This is a genomic window from Ruegeria sp. H4 (assembly GCF_056533065.1).
Genome location: NZ_JBQFOC010000003.1, coordinates 270,781 through 296,758, shown reverse-complemented (window position 1 = coordinate 296,758; position 25,978 = coordinate 270,781). Strand labels below are relative to the sequence as shown.

Annotated in this window: 25 protein-coding genes; 10 read left to right on the top strand and 15 right to left on the bottom strand. The window is 57.8% G+C overall.

From position 1 onward, the window contains the following. Positions 1 to 65: 65 nt before the first annotated feature. Positions 66 to 800, bottom strand: coding sequence for a class I SAM-dependent methyltransferase (locus ACR0KG_RS17655; protein WP_170536200.1), 735 nt, complete (start codon positions 798 to 800; stop codon positions 66 to 68). Positions 801 to 861: 61 nt separating this feature from the next. Between ACR0KG_RS17655 and gloB the strand changes: the two genes are divergently transcribed. The 3 genes from gloB (at position 862) to ACR0KG_RS17640 (ending at position 5,195) form a co-directional block, all read left to right on the top strand. Further along, positions 862 to 1,629 (top strand): hydroxyacylglutathione hydrolase, encoded by a 768-nt coding sequence (gloB, locus tag ACR0KG_RS17650; protein WP_480548796.1) that lies wholly within the window; start codon positions 862 to 864, stop codon positions 1,627 to 1,629. 174 nt (positions 1,630 to 1,803) lie between these two features. Next, positions 1,804 to 4,128, top strand: a complete 2,325-nt coding sequence (gene clpA, locus ACR0KG_RS17645) for an ATP-dependent Clp protease ATP-binding subunit ClpA (RefSeq protein WP_353010389.1) — start codon at positions 1,804 to 1,806, stop codon at positions 4,126 to 4,128. 176 nt (positions 4,129 to 4,304) lie between these two features. Next, positions 4,305 to 5,195: a YHYH protein gene (locus ACR0KG_RS17640; RefSeq protein ID WP_480827995.1), complete on the top strand. Its 891-nt coding sequence runs from the start codon at positions 4,305 to 4,307 to the stop codon at positions 5,193 to 5,195. Between the two features lie 31 nt (positions 5,196 to 5,226). Here the strand turns inward: ACR0KG_RS17640 and ACR0KG_RS17635 are convergent, their stop codons facing one another. The 3 genes from ACR0KG_RS17635 to ACR0KG_RS17625 form a co-directional block, all read right to left on the bottom strand. Next, a complete protein-coding gene (locus tag ACR0KG_RS17635; RefSeq protein ID WP_480827994.1) occupies positions 5,227 to 6,906 on the bottom strand; it encodes a peptidoglycan -binding protein in 1,680 nt (559 codons plus the stop codon). 3 nt (positions 6,907 to 6,909) lie between these two features. Beyond that, positions 6,910 to 8,088 carry a biopolymer transporter ExbB gene (locus ACR0KG_RS17630; RefSeq protein ID WP_480548788.1) on the bottom strand — a complete coding sequence of 393 codons (1,179 nt, stop codon included), beginning with the start codon at positions 8,086 to 8,088 and terminating at the stop codon, positions 6,910 to 6,912. A gap of 68 nt (positions 8,089 to 8,156) precedes the next feature. After that, positions 8,157 to 8,687, bottom strand: coding sequence for a gamma-glutamylcyclotransferase (locus ACR0KG_RS17625; protein ID WP_480548786.1), 531 nt, complete (start codon positions 8,685 to 8,687; stop codon positions 8,157 to 8,159). 66 nt (positions 8,688 to 8,753) lie between these two features. Here ACR0KG_RS17625 and ACR0KG_RS17620 point away from each other — a divergent pair, with 66 nt between their 5' ends. After that, the gene (locus tag ACR0KG_RS17620) at positions 8,754 to 9,755 is read left to right on the top strand and encodes a DUF2125 domain-containing protein (protein WP_480548784.1); all 1,002 of its coding nucleotides are present in this window, start codon (positions 8,754 to 8,756) and stop codon (positions 9,753 to 9,755) included. On the opposite strand, the gene ACR0KG_RS17615 is transcribed toward ACR0KG_RS17620, so the two are convergent. The 4 genes from ACR0KG_RS17615 to ACR0KG_RS17600 all read right to left on the bottom strand — a co-directional run bounded on the left by ACR0KG_RS17615 (position 9,752) and on the right by ACR0KG_RS17600 (position 14,076). After that, entirely contained in the window at positions 9,752 to 10,597 is an 846-nt protein-coding gene (locus ACR0KG_RS17615; RefSeq protein ID WP_480827993.1) for an extensin-like domain-containing protein, read from the bottom strand. The genes ACR0KG_RS17620 and ACR0KG_RS17615 overlap by 4 nt on opposite strands. Continuing rightward, entirely contained in the window at positions 10,594 to 11,514 is a 921-nt protein-coding gene (locus tag ACR0KG_RS17610; protein ID WP_480548780.1) for a prephenate/arogenate dehydrogenase family protein, read from the bottom strand. The genes ACR0KG_RS17615 and ACR0KG_RS17610 overlap by 4 nt, the downstream gene beginning before the upstream one ends. Then, positions 11,511 to 12,596, bottom strand: a complete 1,086-nt coding sequence (gene hisC, locus ACR0KG_RS17605) for a histidinol-phosphate transaminase (RefSeq protein ID WP_480827992.1) — start codon at positions 12,594 to 12,596, stop codon at positions 11,511 to 11,513. The genes ACR0KG_RS17610 and hisC overlap by 4 nt, the downstream gene beginning before the upstream one ends. Before the next feature lie 64 nt (positions 12,597 to 12,660). Next, the gene (locus ACR0KG_RS17600; RefSeq protein WP_480827991.1) at positions 12,661 to 14,076 is read right to left on the bottom strand and encodes an aminotransferase class V-fold PLP-dependent enzyme; all 1,416 of its coding nucleotides are present in this window, start codon (positions 14,074 to 14,076) and stop codon (positions 12,661 to 12,663) included. Between the two features lie 101 nt (positions 14,077 to 14,177). Here ACR0KG_RS17600 and ACR0KG_RS17595 point away from each other — a divergent pair, with 101 nt between their 5' ends. Beyond that, positions 14,178 to 14,639, top strand: coding sequence for an Lrp/AsnC family transcriptional regulator (locus tag ACR0KG_RS17595; RefSeq protein WP_480548774.1), 462 nt, complete (start codon positions 14,178 to 14,180; stop codon positions 14,637 to 14,639). A gap of 125 nt (positions 14,640 to 14,764) precedes the next feature. On the opposite strand, the gene rpsD is transcribed toward ACR0KG_RS17595, so the two are convergent. The 7 genes from rpsD to urtA form a co-directional block, all read right to left on the bottom strand. Continuing rightward, positions 14,765 to 15,385, bottom strand: coding sequence for a 30S ribosomal protein S4 (gene rpsD / locus ACR0KG_RS17590; protein WP_170536174.1), 621 nt, complete (start codon positions 15,383 to 15,385; stop codon positions 14,765 to 14,767). Between the two features lie 254 nt (positions 15,386 to 15,639). Further along, positions 15,640 to 16,095, bottom strand: coding sequence for a hypothetical protein (locus ACR0KG_RS17585; RefSeq protein WP_480827990.1), 456 nt, complete (start codon positions 16,093 to 16,095; stop codon positions 15,640 to 15,642). Between the two features lie 127 nt (positions 16,096 to 16,222). After that, entirely contained in the window at positions 16,223 to 16,918 is a 696-nt protein-coding gene (urtE, locus tag ACR0KG_RS17580) for an urea ABC transporter ATP-binding subunit UrtE (protein ID WP_480827989.1), read from the bottom strand. A gap of 3 nt (positions 16,919 to 16,921) precedes the next feature. After that, a complete protein-coding gene (gene urtD / locus ACR0KG_RS17575; RefSeq protein WP_480827988.1) occupies positions 16,922 to 17,662 on the bottom strand; it encodes an urea ABC transporter ATP-binding protein UrtD in 741 nt (246 codons plus the stop codon). Beyond that, positions 17,659 to 18,888 (bottom strand): urea ABC transporter permease subunit UrtC, encoded by a 1,230-nt coding sequence (gene urtC, locus ACR0KG_RS17570; RefSeq protein WP_480548766.1) that lies wholly within the window; start codon positions 18,886 to 18,888, stop codon positions 17,659 to 17,661. The genes urtD and urtC overlap by 4 nt, the downstream gene beginning before the upstream one ends. Before the next feature lie 3 nt (positions 18,889 to 18,891). Further along, positions 18,892 to 20,844, bottom strand: a complete 1,953-nt coding sequence (urtB, locus tag ACR0KG_RS17565) for an urea ABC transporter permease subunit UrtB (protein ID WP_480548764.1) — start codon at positions 20,842 to 20,844, stop codon at positions 18,892 to 18,894. 61 nt (positions 20,845 to 20,905) lie between these two features. Then, a complete protein-coding gene (urtA, locus tag ACR0KG_RS17560; protein ID WP_480548762.1) occupies positions 20,906 to 22,186 on the bottom strand; it encodes an urea ABC transporter substrate-binding protein in 1,281 nt (426 codons plus the stop codon). A gap of 457 nt (positions 22,187 to 22,643) precedes the next feature. Between urtA and ACR0KG_RS17555 the strand changes: the two genes are divergently transcribed. Genes ACR0KG_RS17555 through ureC form a run of 5 tightly spaced genes read left to right on the top strand, consistent with a single transcriptional unit; the run spans position 22,644 to position 25,942 of the window. Further along, positions 22,644 to 23,399 carry an urease accessory protein UreD gene (locus tag ACR0KG_RS17555; protein ID WP_480827987.1) on the top strand — a complete coding sequence of 252 codons (756 nt, stop codon included), beginning with the start codon at positions 22,644 to 22,646 and terminating at the stop codon, positions 23,397 to 23,399. 1 nt (position 23,400) lies between these two features. Beyond that, positions 23,401 to 23,703, top strand: a complete 303-nt coding sequence (locus ACR0KG_RS17550) for an urease subunit gamma (protein ID WP_170536152.1) — start codon at positions 23,401 to 23,403, stop codon at positions 23,701 to 23,703. A gap of 15 nt (positions 23,704 to 23,718) precedes the next feature. Next, positions 23,719 to 23,880: a hypothetical protein gene (locus ACR0KG_RS17545; protein ID WP_480544238.1), complete on the top strand. Its 162-nt coding sequence runs from the start codon at positions 23,719 to 23,721 to the stop codon at positions 23,878 to 23,880. Next, on the top strand, positions 23,877 to 24,182 hold the full coding sequence (locus ACR0KG_RS17540; RefSeq protein ID WP_480544239.1) for an urease subunit beta: 306 nt from the start codon (positions 23,877 to 23,879) through the stop codon (positions 24,180 to 24,182). Before ACR0KG_RS17545 ends, ACR0KG_RS17540 begins: the two co-directional genes overlap by 4 nt. Continuing rightward, entirely contained in the window at positions 24,182 to 25,942 is a 1,761-nt protein-coding gene (gene ureC, locus ACR0KG_RS17535; protein ID WP_480827986.1) for an urease subunit alpha, read from the top strand. Before ACR0KG_RS17540 ends, ureC begins: the two co-directional genes overlap by 1 nt. Positions 25,943 to 25,978 lie beyond the last annotated feature (36 nt).

The following is a 25,978-nucleotide window of genomic DNA, read 5'->3' as shown; positions in this document are numbered from 1 at the left end:
GCGATTCCTGCGGCCTATTTGCCGCGGATTTACACCTGAATTCGCCTCAAAACGACGACATTGTGTCAGGCCGGTCTCAGCAATCCGTCGGATGCTTTGATCGGCCGTCTCACCGCATCTTTTGTCACGCTGCCGCTAGGTGGGCGCAGGTGTTTGCTGACCTCAACCATCAACACGCCGCCCGCCATGATTGTTGGCAAGCGCTGACCTGTTTTTTCAATCAGCCCGCTGGATTTCAGCCAGTATTTTCGAAACGAGGGTAGCAGATACAAAGCAGAACAGTGATTTTCGGGCACGAAATGATGGGCCTTCAGCTGATTTTCCAGCTGTGTCGCAGAATAGGGTCGCCCATATCCAAACGGGGTTTTATCCGACCGAGACCATAACCCCGCCCGGTTCGGCACCACAAAAAAGGCCCTGCCACCGGGACCTAGCACACGCCAGCATTCCTCAAGTAACTGACTTGGCCGCTCTGATGTCTCAAGCCCATGCATCACCACCAACTTGTCCACATGTCCGGTCTCAATCGGCCACATGGTTTCTTCAGTCAGAACCGAAACATTCGGCATCCCTGCGGGCCACGGCATCACCCCCTGTGGCCCCGGCATCAGGCCGATCACACGACGCGCATCCTTCAGGTATGGCCGCAGGAGCGGCACTGCAAAGCCAAAGCCGGCAACCGTTTGCCCCTTGGCCTCGGGCCACAGGTCCAGCAGGCGACCGCGAATTGCGCCCTGTGCCGCGCGCCCCAAAGTGCTGCGGTAGTAAAAATTCCTGAGATCCTGCACATCAAGATGCATTGCGGTGACCTGATCAATCGGCTTAGCTGGGCGCAGTCTAGCAACGAAAGGGCAAAAGACCATGCCTCTTGAGATCGTAACTATCCCGTGTCTCAGCGATAACTACGCTTTTCTGGCGCATGATGCCGCCTCTGGCCAGACCGCGTTAGTGGACGCGCCAGAACCCGGCCCGATTCTGGCCGAACTGCACCAACGTGGGTGGACTTTGAGCCACGTGTTGCTGACGCATCATCACTGGGATCATGTCGATGGCCTGCCGAGCATTCTAGAGAAGCACTCAGCAAAAGTAATTGGTGCGGCCGCAGATGCCCATCGTCTGCCACCACTGGACCAACAGGTGTCGGAAGGAGATATTTTCGAACTGGGTGGCGAACCGGTCGAGGTGCTGGACGTCTCAGGGCACACGGTAGGTCACATCGCATTTTACCTGCCCGACAGCGCAACTGTCTTCACCGCAGATAGCCTGATGGCTTTGGGTTGTGGCCGCCTGTTCGAGGGGACGCCCGCACAAATGTGGTCATCACTCAACAAGCTGGCGGCGTTACCCGACGAAACAATCGTCTGCTCGGGCCACGAGTATACACAATCCAACGCCAAATTCGCCCTCACGGTCGATCCTGACAACGCAGATTTGCTGCAACGCGTGGCGGATATTGAGCGAGCAAGGGCTGCGGGGCAACCAACAGTGCCCTCAACATTGGCGCTGGAAAAAGCAACAAATCCGTTTCTGCGTGCAGCAGATTCTGCGATTCAGGCGCATCTGGGCATGATTGGCGCTGATCCCGCTTTGGTTTTTGCCGAAATCAGGGCTAGAAAAGACCGGTTCTGATGCCTATTTCCCCCTCTTCACGGCCACGGTCACAACAAATGTGACTGTCAAGTGAAAGAAAACCCTTGAAGCCGGGCCACGATCAACCAAACTCTAATACTATGAGGACATGGTTGGGATGGGGATCCGGCCGACAGCCCGCCCCCTTCTGACCCAAGACAGAGGAGCACCCGCGTGCCTTCATTCTCGAGCACATTAGAACAAGCCATCCACGCGGCCCTGGCGGCTGCGAATGAACGGCGACATGAGTTTGCAACACTGGAGCATCTGCTTCTGGCGCTTCTGGAAGAACCCGACGCGATCCGCGTCATGAAAGCCTGTAGCGTCGATCTGGATGAGCTGCGTAGCACTTTGGTCGAGTTTATCGACGAAGATTTGTCGAACCTTGTTACCGATATCGACGGATCAGAGGCCGTTCCAACGGCTGCTTTCCAGCGCGTGATCCAGCGCGCCGCGATCCACGTCCAAAGCTCTGGTCGTACCGAAGTAACAGGCGCCAACGTGTTGGTGGCCATCTTCGCTGAGCGCGAAAGCAACGCAGCTTATTTCCTGCAGGAACAGGACATGACCCGTTACGACGCGGTCAACTTCATCGCGCATGGTGTTGCCAAGGACCCTGCCTATGGCGAAAGCCGTACAGTTTCGGGCGCGGATCAGGCCGAGGAAGAGGTTCAGGCCAGTGCTGGTGAGGGCGAGCAGAAGGAAAGCGCTCTGGCGAAATACTGCGTCGACCTGAACTCCAAATCGCGGGCTGGCGATGTGGATCCGCTGATCGGGCGTTCGGATGAGGTTGAACGCTGCATCCAGGTCCTGTGCCGTCGTCGCAAGAACAACCCGCTCCTGGTGGGCGATCCGGGTGTTGGCAAAACCGCTATTGCCGAAGGCCTGGCCCACAAGATCGTGGGCGGTGAGGCACCCGATGTGCTGTCTGAAACCACTATCTACTCGCTCGATATGGGTGCCCTACTTGCTGGGACGCGCTATCGCGGCGATTTCGAGGAACGCCTCAAAGCGGTTGTGACCGAGTTGGAAGATCATCCCGACGCAGTCCTGTTTATTGACGAGATTCACACAGTCATCGGCGCCGGGGCGACCTCTGGCGGCGCGATGGATGCGTCCAACCTGCTGAAACCTGCGTTGCAGGGCGGCAAGCTTCGCACCATGGGCTCGACCACCTACAAGGAATTCCGTCAGCACTTCGAAAAAGACCGCGCGCTGAGCCGCCGGTTCCAGAAGATCGACGTGAACGAGCCTTCGGTTGAAGACAGCGTGAAAATCCTGCGTGGCCTGAAACCGTATTTCGAAGAGCATCACGACATCAAATATACCGCAGATGCAATCAAGACTGCGGTTGAATTGGCAGCACGCTATATCAACGACCGGAAACTGCCTGACAAGGCCATCGACGTGATTGACGAAGCAGGTGCTGCTCAGCATCTCGTTGCCGAAAGCAAGCGTCGCAAGACCATTGGCGTCAAAGAGATTGAGGCTGTCGTGGCCAAAATTGCGCGCATCCCGCCGAAGAATGTCACCAAGGACGATGCTGCGGTTCTGAAAGATCTCGAAGCCTCGCTGAAACGCGTCGTGTTTGGGCAGAATTTGGCAATTGAGGCACTGTCCAGCGCGATCAAATTGGCCCGCGCCGGTCTACGTGAGCCCGAAAAGCCCATCGGCAACTACCTGTTCGCTGGTCCGACTGGTGTGGGTAAAACCGAAGTTGCAAAACAGCTGGCCGATACGTTGGGGGTCGAGCTGCTGCGCTTTGACATGTCGGAATACATGGAGAAGCATGCAGTCAGCCGCCTGATCGGTGCACCTCCGGGCTATGTCGGGTTCGATCAGGGCGGTCTGCTGACCGACGGCGTCGACCAGCATCCGCATTGTGTGCTGCTGCTGGATGAGATCGAAAAGGCGCATCCGGATGTGTTCAACATCCTGCTGCAGGTCATGGATCACGGGGAGCTGACTGACCATAACGGCCGGACGGTGAATTTCCGCAATGTGGTGCTGATCATGACCTCGAACGCAGGCGCGCAGGAACAGGCCAAGGCCGCCATCGGCTTTGCTCGCGACCGGCGCGAAGGTGAGGATACAGCCGCGATTGAACGTATGTTCACGCCCGAATTCCGCAACCGTCTCGATGCCGTGATCTCCTTTGCGCCGCTGCCGAAAGAGGTCATCTTGCAAGTGGTCGAGAAATTCGTGCTCCAGCTAGAGGCTCAATTGCTGGATCGCGGAGTGACCATCGACCTGACACCCAAAGCGGCAGAGTGGCTGGCTGACAAGGGATACGACGACAAGATGGGCGCCCGCCCGCTTGGCCGCGTGATCCAAGAGCACATCAAGAAGCCTCTGGCCGAGGAGTTGCTGTTTGGCAAATTGGCCAAGGGTGGCGTGGTGCGCGTGTCGGTTAAGAAAGGTGAGCTTAACCTTGAAATCCTCGGCCCCGATCAGCCGCGAATTCCGGGGGACAAGCCGCCATTGCTGACAGCTGACTAACGGCTGGCTACATTTATCCACGAAGTTGAGCGCCCGATGACCATCCGTCGTCGGGCGCTTTTTCTGCGGCTAGGGAGTGGAACAAAGATAATCTCATATAGCTCTGGTAGCTCAGGCGACGGAAAAACCTCGCTCTTGCGTTTCAATTCCATAACACATCAGCAAGGGAGAACGGTGTGACCACCAAGATTGCCATTATCTGGAGCACCGCGTTTGCCATCTCAGCCGTTGCGGTTGTTGCCACAGCTCAGCATCGGTTCCGTTATCATGACGAAACACAGACCAGACCACTGGATTTGGTTCCGGCAACCGTTGACCCAGGCAAAAGCCAATCGAAAGTAAATATGACCGGCTCGAACATCAAACTGTCGGCCAACGGTATCCCGGATCATCTGGTGGGACAGTTTCCAAATCGCGGCAACCCACACAAGATCTCAACTCAGAAGGTCAAGCTGAGCGTTCCTGCCAACCCCAAAAGTACCGAAAACGCAACACCGCTGCGCATGGGGTGGATTTTTGGTGTTTCATTGAACGGCGTTGTGTTCGACCCGCTCGCTGCGGAATTCTGGCATGGCGATCCAAATTCGGGCTGGTCTTACAATGCCCTAGGCGGTGCGATCACCTTAGGTCTGGATGCCAACTATGCGCATGTCCAACCGAACGGTAAGTATCACTACCACGGCATCCCAACCGGTCTGATCGAGCTGTTAGACTGGTCACCTGAACGGCATTCTCCCCTGATTGGGTACGCTGCAGACGGGTTTCCGATTTACGCCATGACGGGGGTTTTCAACGGGCGCGTGACCGAAATGACCTCATCTTACCGCTTGAAATCCGGCAACCGCCCCGGCGGGAACGACCCAAGCGGACGATACGACGGTACGTTCAACGAGGATTACGTTTATACATCTGGCCATGGCACGCTGGATCAATGCAACGGCGCATTAACGGTATCTGAAGAGTATCCCGACGGGACATATGCCTACTTTCTAACCGAGGATTACCCGGTGGTTCCGCGCTGTTTCAAAGGGACACCTGACCAAAGCTTCAAATTCGGAAGACGTTGAAGCCCCAAGCCCCGCATTGGACAGGCTGAAGCTATCTTTCGGTCAGCTTCAGCTCGATCCGCCGGTTCTGTGCCCGCGCTTGTGGCGTATTGTCTGGGTTTACCGGCTGGAACTCTCCAAACCCATTGGCCGCAAGACGGTTCGGCGGGATGCCCAAAGCGTCGACCATATAGCGGACCACCGACAACGCGCGGCCCTGGCTTAGCTCCCAATTGTCGCGATAGCGTCCGGACCCGGCAAGCGGGACGTTGTCAGTATGCCCGTCGACCCGAATGACCCAGTTCAAACCCTCAGGGATTTCTGCGGCCACAGTGCGCAGGATCGCAGCGACTTTCGCCACCTCTTGCCTACCTTCCGGCGACAATACGGCTGAACCTGTGTCGAATAATACTTCGGACGAGAACACGAACCGGTCGCCTTCGATCCGCACGCCTTCCTGATTGCCCAGAACGTCGCGCAATCGTCCAAAAAACTCAGACCGATAACGTTGCAGATCTTCTGCCTGCGCTGTCAGCTCCTGGTTCTGATCCGTCAGTTCCTCGGCCTCAGCCTCCAGCCGGATCCTCTCTGCCTCTTCCAGCAATCGGCGGCGGCGCTCCTCTGAGGCCGCCCGGGCCAACGCTGCGTTCAGGTCTTGACCGAGGGTCTGAATCTGAATCTCAGCAGCCGTATTGCGGTCTTCATAGTCATCCAACAGCGCCTGCAATGATCCCAACTGACCACGCAAGGCCGCGATCTGCTGATTCAGCAAGGCCGCCTCGCGCTGTGCCTTGGCAGAAATCGCTTGCTCTGCCGACAGCGTCTCGCGCGCGACATCAAGAAGGGCGGCTTGTTGTTCGACCAGCGATCGTTGTTCTGCCGCGTCTGCTTGCGCTTCGGTTTGGGCCTCCAAAGCGGCTTCTAACTGGGCCCTAAGCTCCTCGGTGTCCAGATCACCAAACTGACGTTCCAGTTCCGCACGCGCAGCCCTCGCTGCGGCCAGCAATGTCAGGGTTTCCTCAGCCTCTTTGCGCTGCGCTTCAAGCGCAAGGGTCATGGCTGTCAACTCAGCATCGGCGTCCTGCAAACGGTTGCGCAGGTTCTCGGCTGCTGCGGCCTCAGCAAGGCGCGCGGCCTCTTCTTCAGTCAGTTGTTGTTCCAGCTTTGCGATCTGCGCAGCACGCTCCTCACCGGTTTGTTCCAGATCGGCAATCAATGCTTCGAGCGCTTCACGGCGGGCGGCGGCAAGTCGCGCGGCCTCGGCCTGCACGTCAATCTCCGCGCGACTCTGAGCCAAGGCCTGGTTCAAGGCATCCCGCTCGCCTACCAGCTCCGCTCGCTGGGATTCCAATACGGCAATATCCTCTTGCGCTTGGGCCTGATCGGCCAACAGCGCCGCGACCTGGGCTTCAAAATCGGTGATGCGACCCTGCGCTTGAGCCAGATCTTCTTCGGCCTGCGTCAGGGTTGCGTTCAAGGCCCCCAACCGCGCTTGCAAACGGCTGTTTTCGCGTTCTTCCAGACCCAAGGCACCCGCCAGAGCAGCCACCTCGTCCGCGAGTGCGGTCAGTTCATCTTCTTGCCCAGAGATCGTTTCTCGCAGAACAAACTGCACGACCATGAAAATGGTCAGCACAAAAGTCAGCACCATCAACAGACCCGTCATCGCATCCACGAAACCGGGCCAGACCGAGCCCTGGAATCGCTGACCAGTACGACGGGAGAGGGCCATGAGTTACTCTCCTTCGTGGGTGCCGCGCACCGCACCGCGAGGAAGTGTCAACGCCTTGACCAGCAATTCGATATCCTTGCGGAATTCATTCATGCTTTCCTGACGTCCCGCCGAAATCTCTTCGAGAATACGCAGCAATTGCACATCCATGGAGCGCAGCCGCATCCGGCTTTCGGCATCAATGCCTTCGCCTGCACCATGTTCGCGCATGTGATCCAGCAGCGCATCCTGCCCAAGCGCCACGCGTTCCAACGCGGCGGTGATCCCCTCATTATCCGTCTGACGCTGGTTCATCTCGCCGATCACGCCGACCAGTTGACCCAGCTTGCCCGATACCTCCGCCCGGTCCTGCTCCTGCGCGGAAAACAGGTCCTGCAGCGCATCCATCTGCTCGGACATCGCGTCCAGAACCGGGGCCAGTACGGCGATTTCCGCACCACCTTCTTCGCCCGAGGCAAAGCCCACACGAGTGATCGATGACAGCCATTCCTCTAGCTCGCGATAGAAACGGTTCTGCCCGTGACCCGCGAACACCTCAAGCAAACCCACGATCAGCGACCCGGCAAGGCCCAGCAGCGAGGACCCGAAGGCCACGCCCATGCCTTGCAGCTGCGCCTCAAGCCCCGTCATGAGACGGTTGAAAACGGTCAAGCCTTCCTCACCCTCTTGCGGGTTCAGGCTGCGGATTGTGTCGACGATCGCTGGAACCGTGGTGGCCAGACCGAAGAAGGTTCCCAACAGACCCAGATAAATCAGGACATTGGTAATGTAGCGCGTGATTTCGCGTTCTTCTTCAACCCGTTCCGCAACCGAATCCAGAATGGACCGGGTTGAAGTCGAGCTGATCTGGGACCGCGCGCCGCGTTCGCGCAGCAGCGAGGCCAAAGGCGCTAAAAGTTGCGGTGTGCGCGCATCTTCGCGGACAACCCCACCGACAAACGCCTCGATCCAGCGGACTGATCCGATCAGCTGCGCAACCTGATAAAAACAGGCAATCACACCAATGACGAAGACCATCAGAATGAAGCCGTTCAGATACGGGTTGGCAAAGAAGACCGGCAACACATAGGGCAACGCCAGAAACACACCCAGCCCGGCCAGACCGATTGCGATCAACATCATCACGATCTGACGAATGGGATGCGAGAAATGGGGTCTCGCGCCCTGATGTGCCTGCGCCATGCGCGTGGTTCCCGATTTTGCCTGCTCTGACTTGAAAATAGCGAAATTCCGCCGGTGACGCCAAGGGTTTATGCGGTAATGCTCCGCACCCGTTGCGACAACCACTCAAGATCAGGGTCATGCAACCCGATCTCGGCCAAATGTTCCGTGGTATTATAAAGATATTCAGTGTTCGGCCCCCGCCCGCCAATTGCGTGGGCAATGATCTGGGCCTGTTCTTCCAGTGGCATCCCCCCGCAATACTGCACATGATGCGCATCGATCACATAAGTGACGGCGTTCACGACGTCGCCGTTGTCCAGATGCACATCCAGCATCCGTTCGACATAGGCAGATGAGATCAACTCGCGCTCGCGCAGCTCGTACAACGTACGGTCTTCGTGGCCGCCCTCAACGGCCAGAGCCAACCCTTTGCAATGGGCCTCAGCCTGTTCATCCAGCGCCAGAACCAGACCCGGATGCTCTTCGGTGCCACGATGATGGATCGAACTCATACAGAAGGACCGCGCGTAACCGTGCAGCGTTGCAAGCTCGCTGCGGGCGACGGGAAATCCCGGATTCCACAACAGCGATCCATACCCGAATACCCACATCGTCATTGCACTGGTCCTTGCCCGTTTGGGCCTATAAACATCAAATCCGAGGCAGGAAAAAGGCCAAAGCGGATGCGCCGTCTGATACGAGTTTTCTTTTTCATCGTCACCCTATGGAGCCTGTATTGGTTCGTTGCAGGTTATGGGCTGCGCAATGCGATCACCAGCTGGTTTGATGCGCAGCAGGCACGCGGATGGCAATCCGAATTCGCCGACGTTGAAACCTCAGGCTTTCCCGGACATCACGTCACCCGCCTGAACAGCCCAGCACTGGCCGATCCCGCCACCGGAACCGCGTGGAGCGCGGACTGGATCGAATTCAAAAGCCCCGCGATTTGGCCCGGTCGCCAAATCCTGCGTTTTGCCGAAACACCACAACGTCTGTCCTATTTTGATCAAACCGCGACCATCACTGCCGATGATCTGCAGGCCGAACTACAGCTACAACCGGGCGTGGCCCTGGTGCTTGAGAAGATGGCGCTAACAGCAGGGCCCTGGCAAATCACCGATGACGCCGATGCGCTGGCCGGTGGCAATACGCTAAGCCTGATGATGAAACAGACAGACGCGCCCGAAGCCTATGCGATCACCGCGCAGATCGATGGCTTTGCACCGGGGAACGACCTGCGCGCACTGATGCATTCCGCCTCATCGCTGCCCCAGCGGTTCGAGACGCTGGAACTGGATATGGTGACCGTTTTTGACAAACCGTGGGATCGAACCGCCATCGAACAGAACCGTCCCCAACCTGTCGAAATCACGTTAAAACTGGCCGAAATCAAATGGGGTGAGCTTCGCTTGTTTGCGGCAGGTGAACTGGATGTGGACGCTCAAGGCATTCCAACCGGTGAAATCGCGATCAAGGCCGAGAACTGGCGCGATATGATCGCCATGGCCAATGCGGCAGGGGCTCTGCCGGATCAAGCCGTTGATCCAGTTACCCGCGCGCTGAACTTTCTGGCCGGGCTGGGCGGCAATCCAAATGCGCTGGATCTGCAATTGAATTTCCGCGACGGGTTCGTGGCATTGGGCCCCCTACCCTTGGGGCCAGCCCCGCGCCTGATCCTGCGTTAGCGACAATAGGCGCCGCTGCGATAACGGGCCGTGTCCAGATGAAAATGATCGCGGTGGTACCGATCTGAGTTTGGGCCCAGAACCGTGCCAAACGGCCCGCAAGCCCCGCGCCAGACCTTCTTGAGCTGCTTTTGCGACGGGTTCTTGCGCCATCCGTTCAGCACGGTCACCACATCTCCGTCCGCCATGACAAAGCCCGAGATATCGATGGCGCGGCCCTTGCCGTGCTCTGAGATACGCGCGCCCTTGCGGTTGTTGCGGGTGCGACAGGCGTAGTGGGCCGCCACCTGCAACTGAACCACGGGCCCGCGTCGCTTGAAGGTCGGTTTAACGGACTTGTCTACCCATTCGTTCAGTGCAATCGCCGTGCCGCAATCCATCGTCGACGCGCGGCTGAGCGTGACACCCGAGACCGAGGTGATCTGTACAGCATCCTTGACACCACAAGCCTTGGTCTTGCTGGTTACACGGCCCATAGGCTTGCCCTGTATCGCAATATCCCCACAGACAGAGCCTTTGCGCAGCTTGCGTTTCTTGAACAAAATCTGCTGTTCCAAAGCCTCTGGCCGCGCAAACGGCGTCAAAGAGGTATCCGGGCTGAGCAGCGGCAGATCAGATGGTCGCGCCGCAATGGCGGCGATCTGAGGCGATACAGGTCGCGGGACGGGCCGCATGTTTGGGATGCTCAACGGGGTTGCCGTCCGACTGGTAACAGCCACCAGATCGACGGTGTCTGATGGGCGCGCGATGGGGACCAACGATTGCTCGGGCGCCGACGCGTGGCCAATACCGCACCAGAGTGCAGCCACCACGATCAGAAGGTGTCCCGCAATCGGCCTCATGATCCAATCTTTCCCCGGCCAAAATCTGGTGCGTCCGTATCCTGGCCCGCATCAATAATGCCCCGCCGGATCGCCCGTGTGCGGGTGAAATAGTCGAACAGGTGCTCTCCATCCCCGGTGCGAATGGCGCGTTGCAAGGCAAAAAGCTCCTCGGTGAACCGCCCCAGAATTTCCAGTGTCGCGTCTTTGTTGGACAGGAAAACATCTCGCCACATCGTCGGGTCCGAGGCTGCGATACGCGTAAAGTCACGGAAGCCGGCAGCCGAGTATTTGATGACCTCGGTATCCGTGACCCGACGTAGATCATCTGCAACCCCAACCATCGTGTAAGCGATCAGGTGCGGCGCATGAGAGGTGACGGCAAGAACCAGATCATGGTGATCCGCGTCCATCTCATCGACATTCGAGCCCATACCCTCCCATAACGCGCGCAAGCGGGAAATCGCATCTGGATCAGTGCCTTCAACCGGAACCAGCAGACACCACCGATTGTCGAACAGCTCAGCAAAGCCGGACTCGGGCCCGGAATGCTCGGTCCCTGCCAATGGGTGTGCAGGGATGAAATGCACGCCTTCGGGAATATGCGGTTGAACGCTTTGGATCACATGTCGCTTGACCGAGCCTACATCAGAGACGGTGGCACCGGGCTTCAAAACCGGCGCAATCTCCTCGGCCACCGCTCCCATCGCGCCGACCGGAACGCAAAGCACCACCAGATCGGCCCCGTCCACGGCCTCGCGCGCCGTGTCGCAAACACGATCGCATAGGCCGATCTTGCGGGCCGTGCCGCGGGTTGCCTCGGACCGCGCATACCCAGTGACCTCACCGGCCAAACCGGCGCGCTTGATGGCCCAGAACATGGACGAGGCGATCAGGCCCAGCCCAATCAGCGCAACGCGGTCATAAATCTGGCTCATACGGCACCCTCTTTGAATGCAGTGATCGCAGTAACAACGCGACGACAGCCTTGTTCATCGCCCACGGTGATCCGCAAAGCGTTTGGCAGGTTGTAGCCTGCAACCCGGCGCACAATCAAACCCTGCGTTTTCAGGTAGTCATCGCAGGCCTCAGCCTCAGCCCTGTCGGCAAAGCGCACAAGGATGAAGTTGGTACAGGACGGATCCGAGTGAACCCCGATCTTGGCCAACTCCTCGGCCAGCCACGCACGCAACCGCGCGTTTTCAGCCTGACAGAAGGACAGGAACTCCACATCGTCTACCGCTGCCTCTGCCGCAGCCAATGCAGTCAGCGAGAGGTTAAAGGGCTGCCGCACCCGGTTCAGCACATCGATGATGGTCTGGTGCGCATAGCCCCAGCCAACTCGCATCCCACCCAGCCCGTACACTTTCGAAAAGGTCCGGGTCATGATGACATTCTCATGGGCATCCACAAGTGAGGCACCGCCGTCGAAGCCATCCACAAACTCGGCATAGGCCCCGTCCAGTACAAGCAGACAGCTGACAGGCAGACCCTGCGCCAGACGCTCCAGCGCTTCATTTGAGATCATGGTCGAAGTTGGATTGCCGGGGTTGGTGACAAATACGATCCGCGTCTGCCCAGTGACAGCGGCCAAAATGGCATCTACATCCACCTTGCGGTCCCGCTCGGCCACCATAACGGGTGTCGCCCCGGCCATGCGCGCGATGATCGGGTACATGGAAAACCCATGCTCGGTATAGATCACTTCATCCCCCGGCCCCGCATAGGCCTGAGCGACGAATTGCAGCACCTCATCACTGCCGACACCACATATGATCTGCGCTGGGTCCAACCCGTGCCGCGCGCCGATGGCCGTACGTAGGCTGGCGTGATCGGTGCTGGGATAACGGTGCAAAGTGGCGGCGCTGTCACGTACCGCTTCAATCGCCTTGGGGCTTGGCCCGAACGGGTTTTCGTTCGAACTCAGCTTGATCACATGCTCCATACCGGCCACATGCGACTGCCCGCCCTGATAGAGCGCGATATCCATAATGCCGGCTTGTGGGGTGATCTTGGTCATGAGAGGCTCCGTTCAATGAGCCTCTCATACCCGTCTCAAAGGATTGAGAAAAGCAGCAATTCCCCTATGCCGCCTTGAAACGCGCCGTCGCCGGGTCAGCGTTGTAATAGGGCGCAAACTCCTCGGTCCGGCGAGATAGGTCATTGACGCTATCGATGATGAACTGAACCGTCTCTTCGCTCATGAGGTAGGAGAAGTTCAAACGCACCCAACCCGGCTTTTTCATTTCTTCCCCGGCCGAAAGCGCTGCATGCAGTTCGTCCGATGCGGCGCGTTCGATCCCCAGCAAACGATGCGCATAAGGCCCCGCACAGGCACACCCACCACGCGCCTGAATGCCATAGACATCGCTCAGCATCCGAGTGAACAGCTGTTGATGCACGGGTTGACCCGCATTGTCGCGGATCAGGAACGAGAAGATCGGCAGGCGATGCGCGGCTTCGACCCCCAACAAGGTCAGATTGGGATTGTCTTTCCAACCGTTCAGCGCCATCTGATTGAAATGCACTTCGCGCCGGGCGATCTCATCCGTGCCGACAACATCCTTGACAATAAAGGCCAACGCGGCACGGATGTCGCCGATCACATTGGGCGTTCCGGCCTCTTCCCGTACCGACAGATCGTCGCTGTAGTCATGACGCCAGGGCGAGACAAAACTGACGGTTCCCCCGCCCGGCCAACTTGGGCGTCGCCGCTGCACCGCGAGCTTGTTCACGATCAGGACACCCGACGCGCCCGGCCCTCCCGGAAACTTATGCGGGGACACCACCATCGCATCCTTACGCGCCTTCTCGGGGCCCATATCCATCGGCAGATAGGGCCCGCCCCCGGCATAGTCCCAAACAGCCATCGCTCCATGTGCCTTGAGCATCCGTGTGACCGGATCCGGGTCAGTGATGATGCCCGTGACATTCGAAGCCGCAGAAAAGGACCCAATCACCAGATCAGCATCGGCATGTGCCGCTAGCGTTTCTTCCAATACGCCCAGATCAATCCCACCACCTTTAGCTTCGGGGATTTCGACGACCCGCGCTTTGCTTTCCCGCCAAGGCAGAATGTTCGAGTGGTGCTCGTATGGACCAATCAAAACAACCGGCTGCGCTGCGTCCTCTACGCCCAGCAAATTAACCAGACGGTTCAACCCTGCTGTCGCGCCCGAGCCAGTGAAGATCACCGCGTCGTTCTCGGCAACCCCAACGATATGGGCAATTTCGGCACGAGCCTCGCGGCGCAGACCGGTCATATATGATCCGCAATACGATGCTTCGGTGTGGCTGTTTGCATAAAACGGCAGAACATCGTGGGCCACATAGTCTTCAACCTGCTGCAACGCACGACCCGAAGCTACGTAATCCGCATACACAAGCGGCACATCCCCATTCAAACCGGGGATCAGAACGTTCTCTCCGATCAATCCATCGCGCAGATCGGAATGTTTAGTGGTGGAACAGAGTTCCGCTCGAAATCTGGACAGGGTCATGGCATTGCTCCTAGTTACGCCACTAAGATGATTGATCCAGTTTGGAAGAAACCACTCTATTTTTGCGTATACCTCTCAAAATTTGTGTCATATGATAAATTATGGCACTAAAATTAGATCAAATAGACATACGCATCCTTAAGGAACTGCAAAAAGACGCCACCCTGTCTCAGCGTGAGCTAGCAGATCGTGTCGGGCTGTCTCAAAACGCCTGCTGGCGACGATTGAAGGCTCTGAACGAAAACGGGGTGCTGATCGGCTCAACCGCCTGGATTGCACGCGAAAAACTGGGCCTGACCCTTGTGGTATTCGTCATGCTCCGCACGCGTCACCACTCGGCTGACTGGCTACAGGCCTTCCGACGTCACGTATTGACGATCCCCGAAGTTGTGGATTTCCACCGGATTGGCGGGGATTATGACTATCAGCTTAAAGTCGTCACGCAGGACATGGCCTCCTACGACAAAGTCTATCAACGCTTGATCGAAAAGGTCGAGCTGGACAGCGTTACATCATACTTCGCCATGGAGGCCATTGCCGAAGGGCGCCCGCTCCCCCTCTGATCCCAACTTCATCTGGCCAGAAATATCCCGGGGGAGTCGCGCAGCGGCGGGGGCAGAGCCCCCCTTCAAACAAAAAAGACCGCGCCAAATGGCGCGGCCCTTTGAATTCGATTTGTCTGCGAAGATCAGTTCTTCGCGTAGAATTCAACAACCAGGTTCGGTTCCATCATGACCGGGTAAGGCACATCACCCAAGCCCGGTGCGCGCACGAAAGTCGCGGTCATCTTCGAGTGGTCGGCATCGATGTAGTCAGGCACATCACGCTCGGCCAGAGCAGCAGCTTCAAGAACAACAGCCAGTTGCTTCGACTTGTCACGCACTTCGATCACATCGCCTTCTTTGACGCGGTAGCTAGGGATGTTGACCCGCTTGCCGTTCACCTTGACGTGGCCGTGGTTCACGAATTGACGTGCGGCAAACACAGTCGGCACGAACTTGGCACGGTAAACAACAGCGTCCAGACGGCGCTCCAGCAGACCGATCAGGTTTTCACCGGTATCGCCTTTAACACGCTCGGCTTCTGCGTAAATGCGGCGGAACTGCTTCTCGGTCAGGTCGCCATAGTAGCCTTTCAGCTTCTGCTTGGCGCGCAGCTGCAGACCGAAGTCCGACAGTTTGCCCTTGCGGCGCTGACCGTGCTGGCCGGGGCCGTATTCACGACGGTTTACCGGGGATTTCGGACGACCCCAGATGTTTTCGCCCATCCGGCGGTCGATTTTGTACTTGGCAGACGTGCGTTTGGTCACGGCTGATCTCCTTCGTATTAGTCGAGGCCCAAAGGGCCACTATGAAGGGCGTTGTCCTCTTGAGGTTTCCCCCATGACAGGCATCCCCTTACGGGGGCCACCAACACCAATGAAGCCGCGCTTATATCTGCAAAAAGGGAAGAGTCAACACGCTAATCCGCGGTTCGATGCATCGAACCTGCAAGGCACACATACTCTATGGATCAGCTAGACCAACCCGGAACAATTACATGCAGACAGCAAAGGAAAAAGAGTCAGGACAAGCCTGGGTGAGGAAAGCTGACAACGTTCGCATCCGGCGCGGTGCGCGCCGATGCAGGCGTGGCGTAGCGCGACACTTCGCTGATCCAAAACAACTGGTCCCGCGCCGGGCAGCCGTTTTCAAATACAAATGTCCGGTCAACGTCATCCTCTTGCACCACCAAATTCGCACAGAATTGTTGCGCCCCGTTCGACAGAACGACTGAGGCACAGGTATCGCCCGGAATTTCCCGAATAACGGCAAAACGATCAACAACAGAAGACGAAGCCGCACCCATCGAGCCAACGCGTTCAATGCTTTGCTCTAAGCTTGTGGCCAAAACAACGGCTTGCCCACGCCAGGACCAAGCCGCACCAACCACCAAGGAATCCAAAGGCGCTGCTTCAAGCTCATCAAGCTCGGTCTGCGCCCATGATATCGCTATTCGGCCCCTATGATCTGATCTCATCTGCCCGCACTCATCCCGAAACACATACTTGTTAACAGTGGCCCTTTATCAATCCGAATTCCGGCAAAAAAGAGACCAAATTCAAACATAACAAAGATTGTTGCAGAAGGGATTCAAATCCGGCTGACTAAACTCTAACCGCCTGCAAGACCTGATCACGCGTCAAATCTTTCTTTGCACCTTTGATCATGACCTCGCCGCGCCGCAACACGACGAGCCTGTCGGCAAGGTCATAGGCAAAGTCGAAGTATTGCTCAACCAAAACGATTGCCATGGCATCTGTGGATCTGAGGTGCCGGATCACGTCTCCGATCTGTTGAATAATGTTTGGCTGGATACCTTCCGTCGGCTCGTCCAACAACAGAAGGCGTGGCTTTGTGATCAGGGCCCGCGCGATAGCCAGCTGCTGCTGTTGCCCGCCGGACAAATCCCCACCGCGCCGGTTTTGCATTTTCTTCAGGACAGGGAAAAGATCGTAGATTTTGTCGGGGATGACGTGTTCAGATGTCGGTAGGCACGAAAATCCGGTTTCCAGATTCTCTCGCACCGTAAGCAGTGGGAAAATCTCGCGCCCCTGCGGCACGTAGGCAACCCCTTTCCACGCCATCCGATGCGCAGGCAAAGCGCCCAGAGACTCGCCATCCAATTCTAACTTGCCTCCTGAACGTGGGTGCGTGCCTGAGATCGCTTTCATCAGGCTGGTTTTTCCAACGCCATTGGTTCCCATGACACAGGTAACTTCACCTTGCCGGGCTTCCATGGAAATTCCGTTCAGGATTTGAGAATGCCCATAGTGCAACGTCAGATCGGTTAAATTTAACATCAGTTAGCGCCCCAGATAGACATCGATCACGTCCTGGTTGGATGTCACATGATCAAGACTGCCTTCAGCCAGAACCGAGCCCTCGTGCAAGACAGTGACTTTGCAGTTCAGACGCCGGACAAACTCCATGTCATGTTCAACGACCACGACGGCACGGGTTTTGGCCGCATTGACCAGAATATCGGTTGTGTGTTCGCGTTCTTGTGGCGTCATGCCAGCGGCGGGTTCATCGACCAAAAGCAGACGCGGGTCCTGCGCCAGCAACATGCCAATTTCCAACCATTGCTTTTGGCCATGGCTCAGCTCACCTGACTTGCGGTCGAGGTCATGGCCCAGGCCAATTTCAGCCGCCAATTCTTCGACCTTGTGCAAATCGGTTGCAACGGGACGATACAGCAGAACACCCAACCATCCGCGTTTGTTCTTTAATGCCATAAACAGGTTCTCCTGCACCGTCTGATCCTCGAACACAGTCGGTTTCTGGAATTTTCTGCCAACTCCCACCTGAGCAATCTTGGCTTCGCTCATCCGCAAAAGCGAGACGGATTTCTCGCCCCAGATCACACGACCTTCGTCGGGCCGGGTTTTGCCAGTCACAATATCCATGAACGTCGTTTTCCCGGCCCCGTTTGGGCCAATGACGGCACGCAACTCCGCCTCACCGATCTGGAAGGAAAGGTTGTTGATGGCGCGGAACCCGTCGAAGGTGACAGAAACGCCGCTCACCTCAAGCAGAGTGCTCATTCTGTAGCCTCCTTTTCACGCAATGCCCCGTCATCGGGGCCAAGGGCCGCGCCGTGCCGGTCTGGGTGGTTTCGCTTAGCCCAAAGGTCAAACAAGCCTCCGATCCCTTGTGGGGCGAACAGCGTGACCAGCACAAAGGAAACGCCCAGCAGGACCTGCCACCAGTCGACCCATTTGATCGTGTAAAAGCCCAGCGAGATGTCCGGGGCCTGTCCACCGGTGAACCACGTGCTCAGCAGGCTGACGAAGGCGGCGCCAATAATTGCGCCGTACAAACGTCCGCGCCCGCCGATAGCGACCCACACGGCCAGATAGATCGAGGCGATCGGGGCCATCTCCTCGGGGTTGATAATGCCTGCTTGTGGGTAGTAGAGCGCGCCTGCGATCCCGGCGAAACAGGCGGTCAGCGTGAAGACAGTAAGTTTATAAACCTCGACAGAATACCCTAGGAACCGAACCCGCGCCTCATTGTCGCGAATGCCCCTGAGTACCGATCCGAACTTGCCCGATACGATCCACGCAGCCGTGATATAGCCCAGCCCCAGCGCCAGTGCGGATGCCCAAAGAAACCAGATCGATACCACATCCTGAGAGGCGCTAATTCCGGGTAGGTTCTGAAGGCCCGACAAGCCGTTGTTCCCGCGCAATCCACTGTCGTTCTGAAACAGATAGAGGGCCAGCGCCAGCGTCATGGCTTGAGTCAGAATCGAGAGATAAACGCCCGTAACCCGGCTGCGGAAGGCCAGCCAGCCGAAGATCAGCGCCAGAAGTCCGGGCACCAACACGACCAGCATCAATTGCAGGGTCAGGCTATGGGAAAAGGCCCAGATCAACGGGAAGTCCGACGATCCGACCACGCCAAAAATCTGCGTTCCGATAGCGTCCACAACCTCAGCCGGGGTGGGCGGGATTTCGGCTTGCGATAGCGACTCGACCACGATCAGACGCGTGCGTTCGTACATCAGCCACATGCCGATCATGTAGCCTCCTAGCCCGAAGAAGGCGAAATGCCCCAAAGATAGGATGCCGGTAAATCCCCAGACCAGATCCATCGCTACGGCAATCAGGCACAGACACAGGGTCTTGCCCAGTGTCTTGACGAAACTGGTTGAGATCACGCCGATTCCGAACCCTTCGGACAGGATGGTCACGCCCAAGGTGAATAGGGACAGGATGGTCAGAAAGACCAGTACCGAGGGGTTCTTGGCGACAAAGCTACGTTCCATGGCTCAATCCCCCGCCGCGCGGCCCTTGAGTGCGATGATGCCCCTGGGCCGGAACTGGATGAAAATGATGATGAAGATGATCATGTAGGTTTGGGCCGCGAGGGTGTTCGACGGGTTCATCCACTCGATCCCCTTCTGCAAGAAGCCGATCATGCCGGCCCCCGCCAACGCGCCCCAGATGTTGCCGACACCGCCGACGACTACGGTCATGAAGCTTTGAACGATATAGTCGCTGCCCAGATCGGATGTGACCTTGGCGAATAGGCCAATCGCAACCCCGGCGATCCCGGCAATGCCCGAGCCCAAGCCGAAGGTCAGCATATTCACGCGCCCCGGATTGATGCCCATCGATCCCGCCATGCGTGGGTTCTGCGTCACTGCGCGCATCTCAAGCCCCAACCGGGTACGTTTCATGATGTAAAGGAACAGCCCAAGAAAGATCATCGCCAGAACGAAGATCGCGATGCGGATATAGCTGATCGAGACAACATCGTTCAGCACCCATGCCCCGTCCAGCCAGCCGGGCGCGGTTAGCGGTCGTGCTTGTGTGCCGAAGATGTTCTTGGCCAATTGCTGAAGGGCGATCGAGATGCCGAACGTCGCCAGCAGGGTCTCAAGCGGGCGGGCGTAGAGCCAACGGATCACCAGCCGCTCCATCGCGACGCCCATGGCGAAGGTGACGGCAAAGGCCATCGGGATCGCCACGATGATCGAGAGCGTATGGTCAGGGATGAACTGCTGCACCACATAGCCGGTGTAGGCGCCCATCATGATGAACTCGCCATGGGCCATGTTGATCACGCCCATCACGCCGAACGTGATGGCCAGACCGATGGCAGCCAGGAAATAGATCGACGCCAACGAGATCGCGTCCAGCGTCAGGTCAAGGGTCTGGTTCAAGCCAACTTTCAGCTCGATCTGCTCCAGCGCTTTTTCGGCGGCGGCTGTGACTTCGGGTGAAGGTTCGGCATAGGTCTCAAAGAAGACATGCGTTTCCAACGCAGAATCGATGTCGGCCTCGGTTATCAAAGCAGGAACGAGGCCGGCTTCGGCCAGAGCAGCGTAAGCCTGAGCACGCGCGGCGTCAGAGTTCAGCTGCGCGACAGGAATGTTTCCCACGCGGCCGCCGTCGATATTGGCGGCCAGTGCGGCGCGTATGTCATCGGGCGATGTGCGCGGTGCGGCGAGGTCATTGGCGACCAACAGATCATATGCCTCGTCCCGCAACAGGGCTTCTGATCCGGGATCTAAAATAGTGGCGATATTCGCATCAGAAGGCAGATCAGTGCCCGCCTGTCGCTTCGTCACGACCAAAGGATTCAGCGCCGCACGGACATCCACACCCAGATCGTCGGACATGTCTTCAATCGCAGCAACACGCGTTGCGGTATCTTGGTCGTAGCCGATGGTCAGCAACCGCTCGAGGCGTTGCTTCTGCGCTTTCAGATCGGCATCGGGCTCGTCGTCAATCGAGGCGCGCAGCGGCTCCAGCAGAGCGCCTTCGGGATCGCGTTGGATAGATGTCAAAGCGGCCAGACGTTTTGCCCGGTCCGGGTCGGTCAGTTGGAACTGCACCAAAGCGGTCCCGATCATCGCGCGGATGCCGCTATTGGGTTTCAACTGCTTCAGGTCGGATTTTTGATACGTGCCAACGACGTCTCCGGTGTCGAAATCAGTCAGTTCATACGACCGCCCCTCGGCCTTTTTGCCTGAAAAGAACAGGCCATCCGACTTGCGCATCCACACGTCTTTGGCGGCCCACGTCTCAAGCATCACCTGCGCTTGCGGCAACCCGCTGCTGGCAATCGCATCAATCGCCGGTTTGATCGTCTTGCGCGAGCTTTTGGCGATGATCTCCTGATGCTCTTGCAGGATCGGTTGCAAACCGCTCTCTTGCGCATTGGCCGTTAGGCAGGCGCATAGGATTGCGAGGCCCGCAAGGAATAGTCGTAACATGTGGTGAAACCCGAGGTGTCTTTAGGGCAAGGCGGGCGATGTCACCCGCCTTGCGAGAAGGTTAGTAGTTCGACAAGGTCTGAACGCAGGTCTTGGTCTCGGTGTTGTACATACCGCAACCCAGCTCTTTCCAATCCGAGATCAGAACCGCCGATTCCGGCAGAAAATCTGTCCATGCATCACCCGGAACGACGTCGGTTTCGCTGATGATATCGAACTGTCCATCTTCCTGAATCTCACCGATCAGAACCGGTTTGGCCAAGTGGTGGTTCGGCAGCATCACGGCCGTGCCACCGGTCAGGTTCGGGAATTCCTGCCCGTACATAGCTGAGCGTACAGCGTCGACCTCGGTCGAGCCCGCCTCTGTCGCGGCGTTTACCCACATGTTGAAGCCGATGTAATGCGCTTCCATTGGGTCATTGGTCACGCGGTCTTCACCCATGGTGGCTTTCCACGTCTCAACGAAACCGGCGTTCACGTCGGTATCTGCCGACTGGAAGTAGTTCCACGCGGCCAGGTGACCGACCAGGTTGGTGGTATCCAGACCCGAGAGTTCTTCCTCACCGACCGAGAAGGCCACGACCGGGATGTCATCCGCCGAAACGCCCGCAGCCGCCAGCTCCTTATAGAAGCCGATATTCGCGTCGCCATTGATGGTCGAGATCACGCCGACTTTCTTACCGTCGGCACCGAGCGCAACAACGTCTGCGACGATCTTGGACCAATCGGAATGGCCAAAGGGGGTGTAGTTGACGAAGATATCCTCGTCCGCGATACCCTTACCCTTCAGATAGCTTTCCAGAATATTGTTGGTGGTCCTGGGGTAGACATAGTCTGTGCCGAGCAGAGCGAATTTCTCAACACCCAACTCATCCAGAAAGTAGTCAGTCGCAGGGATCGCCTGCTGGTTCGGGGCGGCACCTGTGTAGAATACGTTTTTCGAAGACTCTTCGCCCTCATACTGAACCGGGTAGAACAGCAGGCCGTTCAGTTCTTCGATCACCGGCAGAACCGATTTACGGCTGACCGAGGTCCAGTTGCCGAAGATCACGTCCACCTCATGCACAGTCAGCAGCTCGCGCGCTTTTTCGGCAAATAGCGGCCAGTCGGAGGCCGGGTCGACAACAACTGCCTCAAGCTGTTTGCCTAGCAGGCCGCCCTTGGCGTTTTGCTGGTCGATCAGCATCAGCATCGTGTCTTTTAGCGTAGTTTCCGAGATTGCCATCGTGCCAGACAGCGAATGCAAAACACCAACTTTGATCGTATCTTCATCCGCCAACGCAGCGGTCGCTATAGTTGCAAAAACAAGTGATCCGGCAAGCGTGGATTTGAGCGATTTCATGTAATCCTCCTGGCGGGGCCGGGAGAGAGGGCTTGCACAAAGGCGCGTTTCTCTTCTACCTGATCCCCGCAACTGTTGTTGCGTTACGTGTGGCGGTTGTGTTCGAGGTCCAATTCGCGCAGCCGTCACACACCCTTGGTTTTTCCCAAGTGGGCACGCTTACGGTTTCTGCATTGCAGCATCATTATCAATTCGTGGATTGATCATTTCCGTAGATCAGTCCTATCTGGCTATTTTTTAATCAGTTAGGCGGCGTGAAGCCCAAAATTTAGACACCCCTTCAGGAAACGCTTCGAATTCTGACCCTTGGAATAGAGTCCCGGCGCTCAACAGGGAAAACAGACGGCACAGCTCTTTGCGTTGCAGGTCCACCATCACACATCACGCTTCGATACCGCCCCCTTTGACCGCCGCGCCGCCGCGCGCGCAAGGATCGGTTCGTCTCAGCACAAAACGTTTGGGCAAAACCTCGGTTCTGAATGCGTTTCGCCAATCAGGTTCGTTCAAATGCCTGTTCCCTCGGACAGATGGGGATGCGCTGGATGCAGTCCTTTTGAACACCGCCGGAGGGATTACAGGCGGGGATGTATTCAAATTCCAGGGTCACGCAATCGAGGGCACAGCGCTGACGCTTACGACACAAGCCTGCGAACGTGCCTATCAGGCTAAACCGGGACCGCCGGGCCAGCTATCAAACCTATTGAAGGTCGATGCAGGCGCCCGGATCAGTTGGTTGCCGCAAGAGACAATTTTGTTCCAAGGCAGCGCGCTCGATCGTCATCTGACTATCGACCTGACCTCGGGAGCCTCGGTTTTGATGGCGGAATCCTGGGTCTTTGGGCGCGCCGCGATGGGCGAAGTACTAACCGACATTCGCCTGCGCGACAGGATAGAAATTCGCAAGGATAGCAAACCCATCTTTCTGGATGCGATGCAGTTCAACGGCGATCTGAATGCCCATTTGGCAAGACCCAACATCGCAAATGGTGCCGGAGCAATGGCTCTGATCGTCTTTGTTTCACCAGCTGCCGAAGGTCAGCTGGATGCGATCCGAAAGATGCTGCCGGAAACGGCTGCGGGGGCCACGCTGCTACAAGATGACCTGTTGGTCGTCAGGATGCTGGCGCCAAACAGTTTTGAGTTACGCCACGTGCTGATCCCGATCCTGCGGCAATTGAACAACGATACTCTCCCCCGATGCTGGATGATCTGAGATGAACCTGACCCCTCGTGAAAAAGACAAGCTGCTGGTTGCCATGGCTGCCGAAATTGCCCGCAAACGGCTGGCGCGCGGCGTCAAGCTGAACCACCCCGAGGCGATTGCCCTAATCACCGACGCGGTGGTCGAAGGCGCGCGCGACGGTCGGTCCGTCGCCGATATGATGCAGGCCGGGGCCGAGGTGATCACCCGCGCGCAATGCATGGAGGGCGTGCCCGAGATGATCCACGAGGTTCAGGTCGAGGCCACCTTTCCCGACGGCACCAAGCTGGTGACTGTCCACAACCCTATTCGCTGACAAAGGAACCCTGATATGACCCGTATGCTCTTTCCCGCCTTCATACTCGCTGGCCCTGCCGCGGCACATACCGACACGCATATTCACGCCCATGGCACGGACTATATCGCTCTGGGCGTTGGCCTGGCTCTCATCGCGCTGGCCGCCATCGCGGTGATTGCAAAGCTGAACAAATGATCCCCGGCGAGCTGTTCCCGGCCGAAGGCCAGATTACTCTGAACGCAAGCACAACGGCGCTGACGCTGATGGTGGCCAATACCGGTGACCGACCGGTTCAGGTCGGCTCGCACTATCATTTCGCCGAGACCAACCCAGCGCTCGACTTCGACCGCGCCGCCGCGCACGGGACGCGCCTGGACATCGCCCCAGGCACCGCCGTGCGGTTCGAACCGGGCCAATCGCGCGAGGTTTCGCTGATCCCGATAGGTGGTGCGCGGAAGATCTATGGGTTCAACCAAAAAGTCATGGGGTCGCTTTAATGCCCGCAACAATCCAACGCTCTGACTATGCCGCGATGTTCGGCCCCACCACCAGCGACAGGCTGCGGCTGGCTGATACCGATCTGGTGATTGAGGTCGAACGCGACCTGACCGCCGAACGTGCAGGGGCCGCCGCGACCGGCGGGACCGGTGACAACGCGCTGCTCTATGGAGAACAGGTCAAGTTCGGCGGTGGCAAGGTGATCCGCGACGGGATGGGGCAATCTCAGGTTACGCGCGCCGCGGGGGCCGTGGATACGGTCATCACCAATGCTTTGATCGTAGACCACTCGGGCATCTACAAGGCGGATGTGGGCCTCAAAGACGGGCGCATCGAAAAGATCGGAAAGGCAGGAAACCCGGATACGCAGCCGGGCGTCGATATCATCATCGGCCCGGGAACCGAAGCCATTGCTGGCGAGGGGCGCATCCTAACAGCAGGCGGGTTCGACAGCCACATCCATTTCATCTGCCCGCAACAGATTGAGGACGCGCTGCATTCCGGCCTGACCACGATGCTGGGCGGCGGCACCGGTCCGGCGCATGGCACCTTGGCCACCACCTGCACACCCGGCCCCTGGCACATCGGACGGATGCTGCAAGCAGCAGATGCGTTTCCCATGAACCTGGCATTTGCGGGTAAAGGCAACGCCTCTCTACCCGCCGCTCTTGAAGAACAGGTCAAAGCCGGGGCTTGTGCGCTGAAACTGCACGAGGATTGGGGCACAACCCCTGCCGCCATCGACTGCTGCCTCTCGGTCGCGGATGCGATGGACGTGCAGGTGATGATCCACACCGATACGCTCAATGAATCGGGTTTTGTCGAAAACACAGTGGCCGCCATGAAAGGTCGCACGATCCACGCGTTTCACACCGAAGGCGCAGGTGGGGGCCACGCACCAGATATTATCAAGATCTGCGGCGAGAACCACGTGCTGCCCTCATCCACCAACCCCACGCGCCCCTTCACCGTGAACACGGTTGAGGAGCATCTGGACATGCTGATGGTCTGCCATCACCTCGACAAATCCATCCCCGAGGACGTGGCTTTTGCCGAAAGCCGCATCCGGCGCGAGACCATCGCTGCCGAGGATATTCTGCATGACATGGGCGCCTTCAGCATCATCGCTTCTGACAGTCAGGCTATGGGTCGGGTCGGAGAAGTTCTGATCCGCACCTGGCAAACAGCCGACAAAATGAAAAAGCAACGCGGTCGTCTGCCAGAAGAAACCGGCGAGAACGACAATTTGCGGGTCCGGCGCTACATCGCCAAATACACCATCAACCCCGCCATTGCGCATGGGTTAAGCCACGAGATCGGCAGCATCGAAGAAGGCAAACGCGCCGATCTGGTGCTGTGGAACCCGGCCTTCTTTGGCGTGAAGCCCGAGATGGTATTGCTGGGCGGCACAATTGCGTGTGCGCAGATGGGCGATCCCAATGCTTCGATCCCGACACCGCAGCCGGTTTACAGCCGCCCTATGTTCGGGGCCTATGGCCGCTCGGTTGAAAACTCTGCTATCACCTTCGTCTCTCAAGCGGCTCAGGCCGACGGGATTGGCGATACGCTGGGATTGGCAAAGCAAACCGTCGGCGTTCAAAACACGCGGGAGATCAGCAAACAGGATCTTCTACTAAACAACGCGACCCCGCATGTCGAAGTCGATCCGGAAACCTACGAGGTCCGCGCAGATGGCGAGTTGCTGATCTGCCAGCCAGCCGAAGTTCTACCTATGGCACAGCGATACTTTCTATTCTGATCAATATTTGCGCTGCAATGCAGCATGTGCAACGCG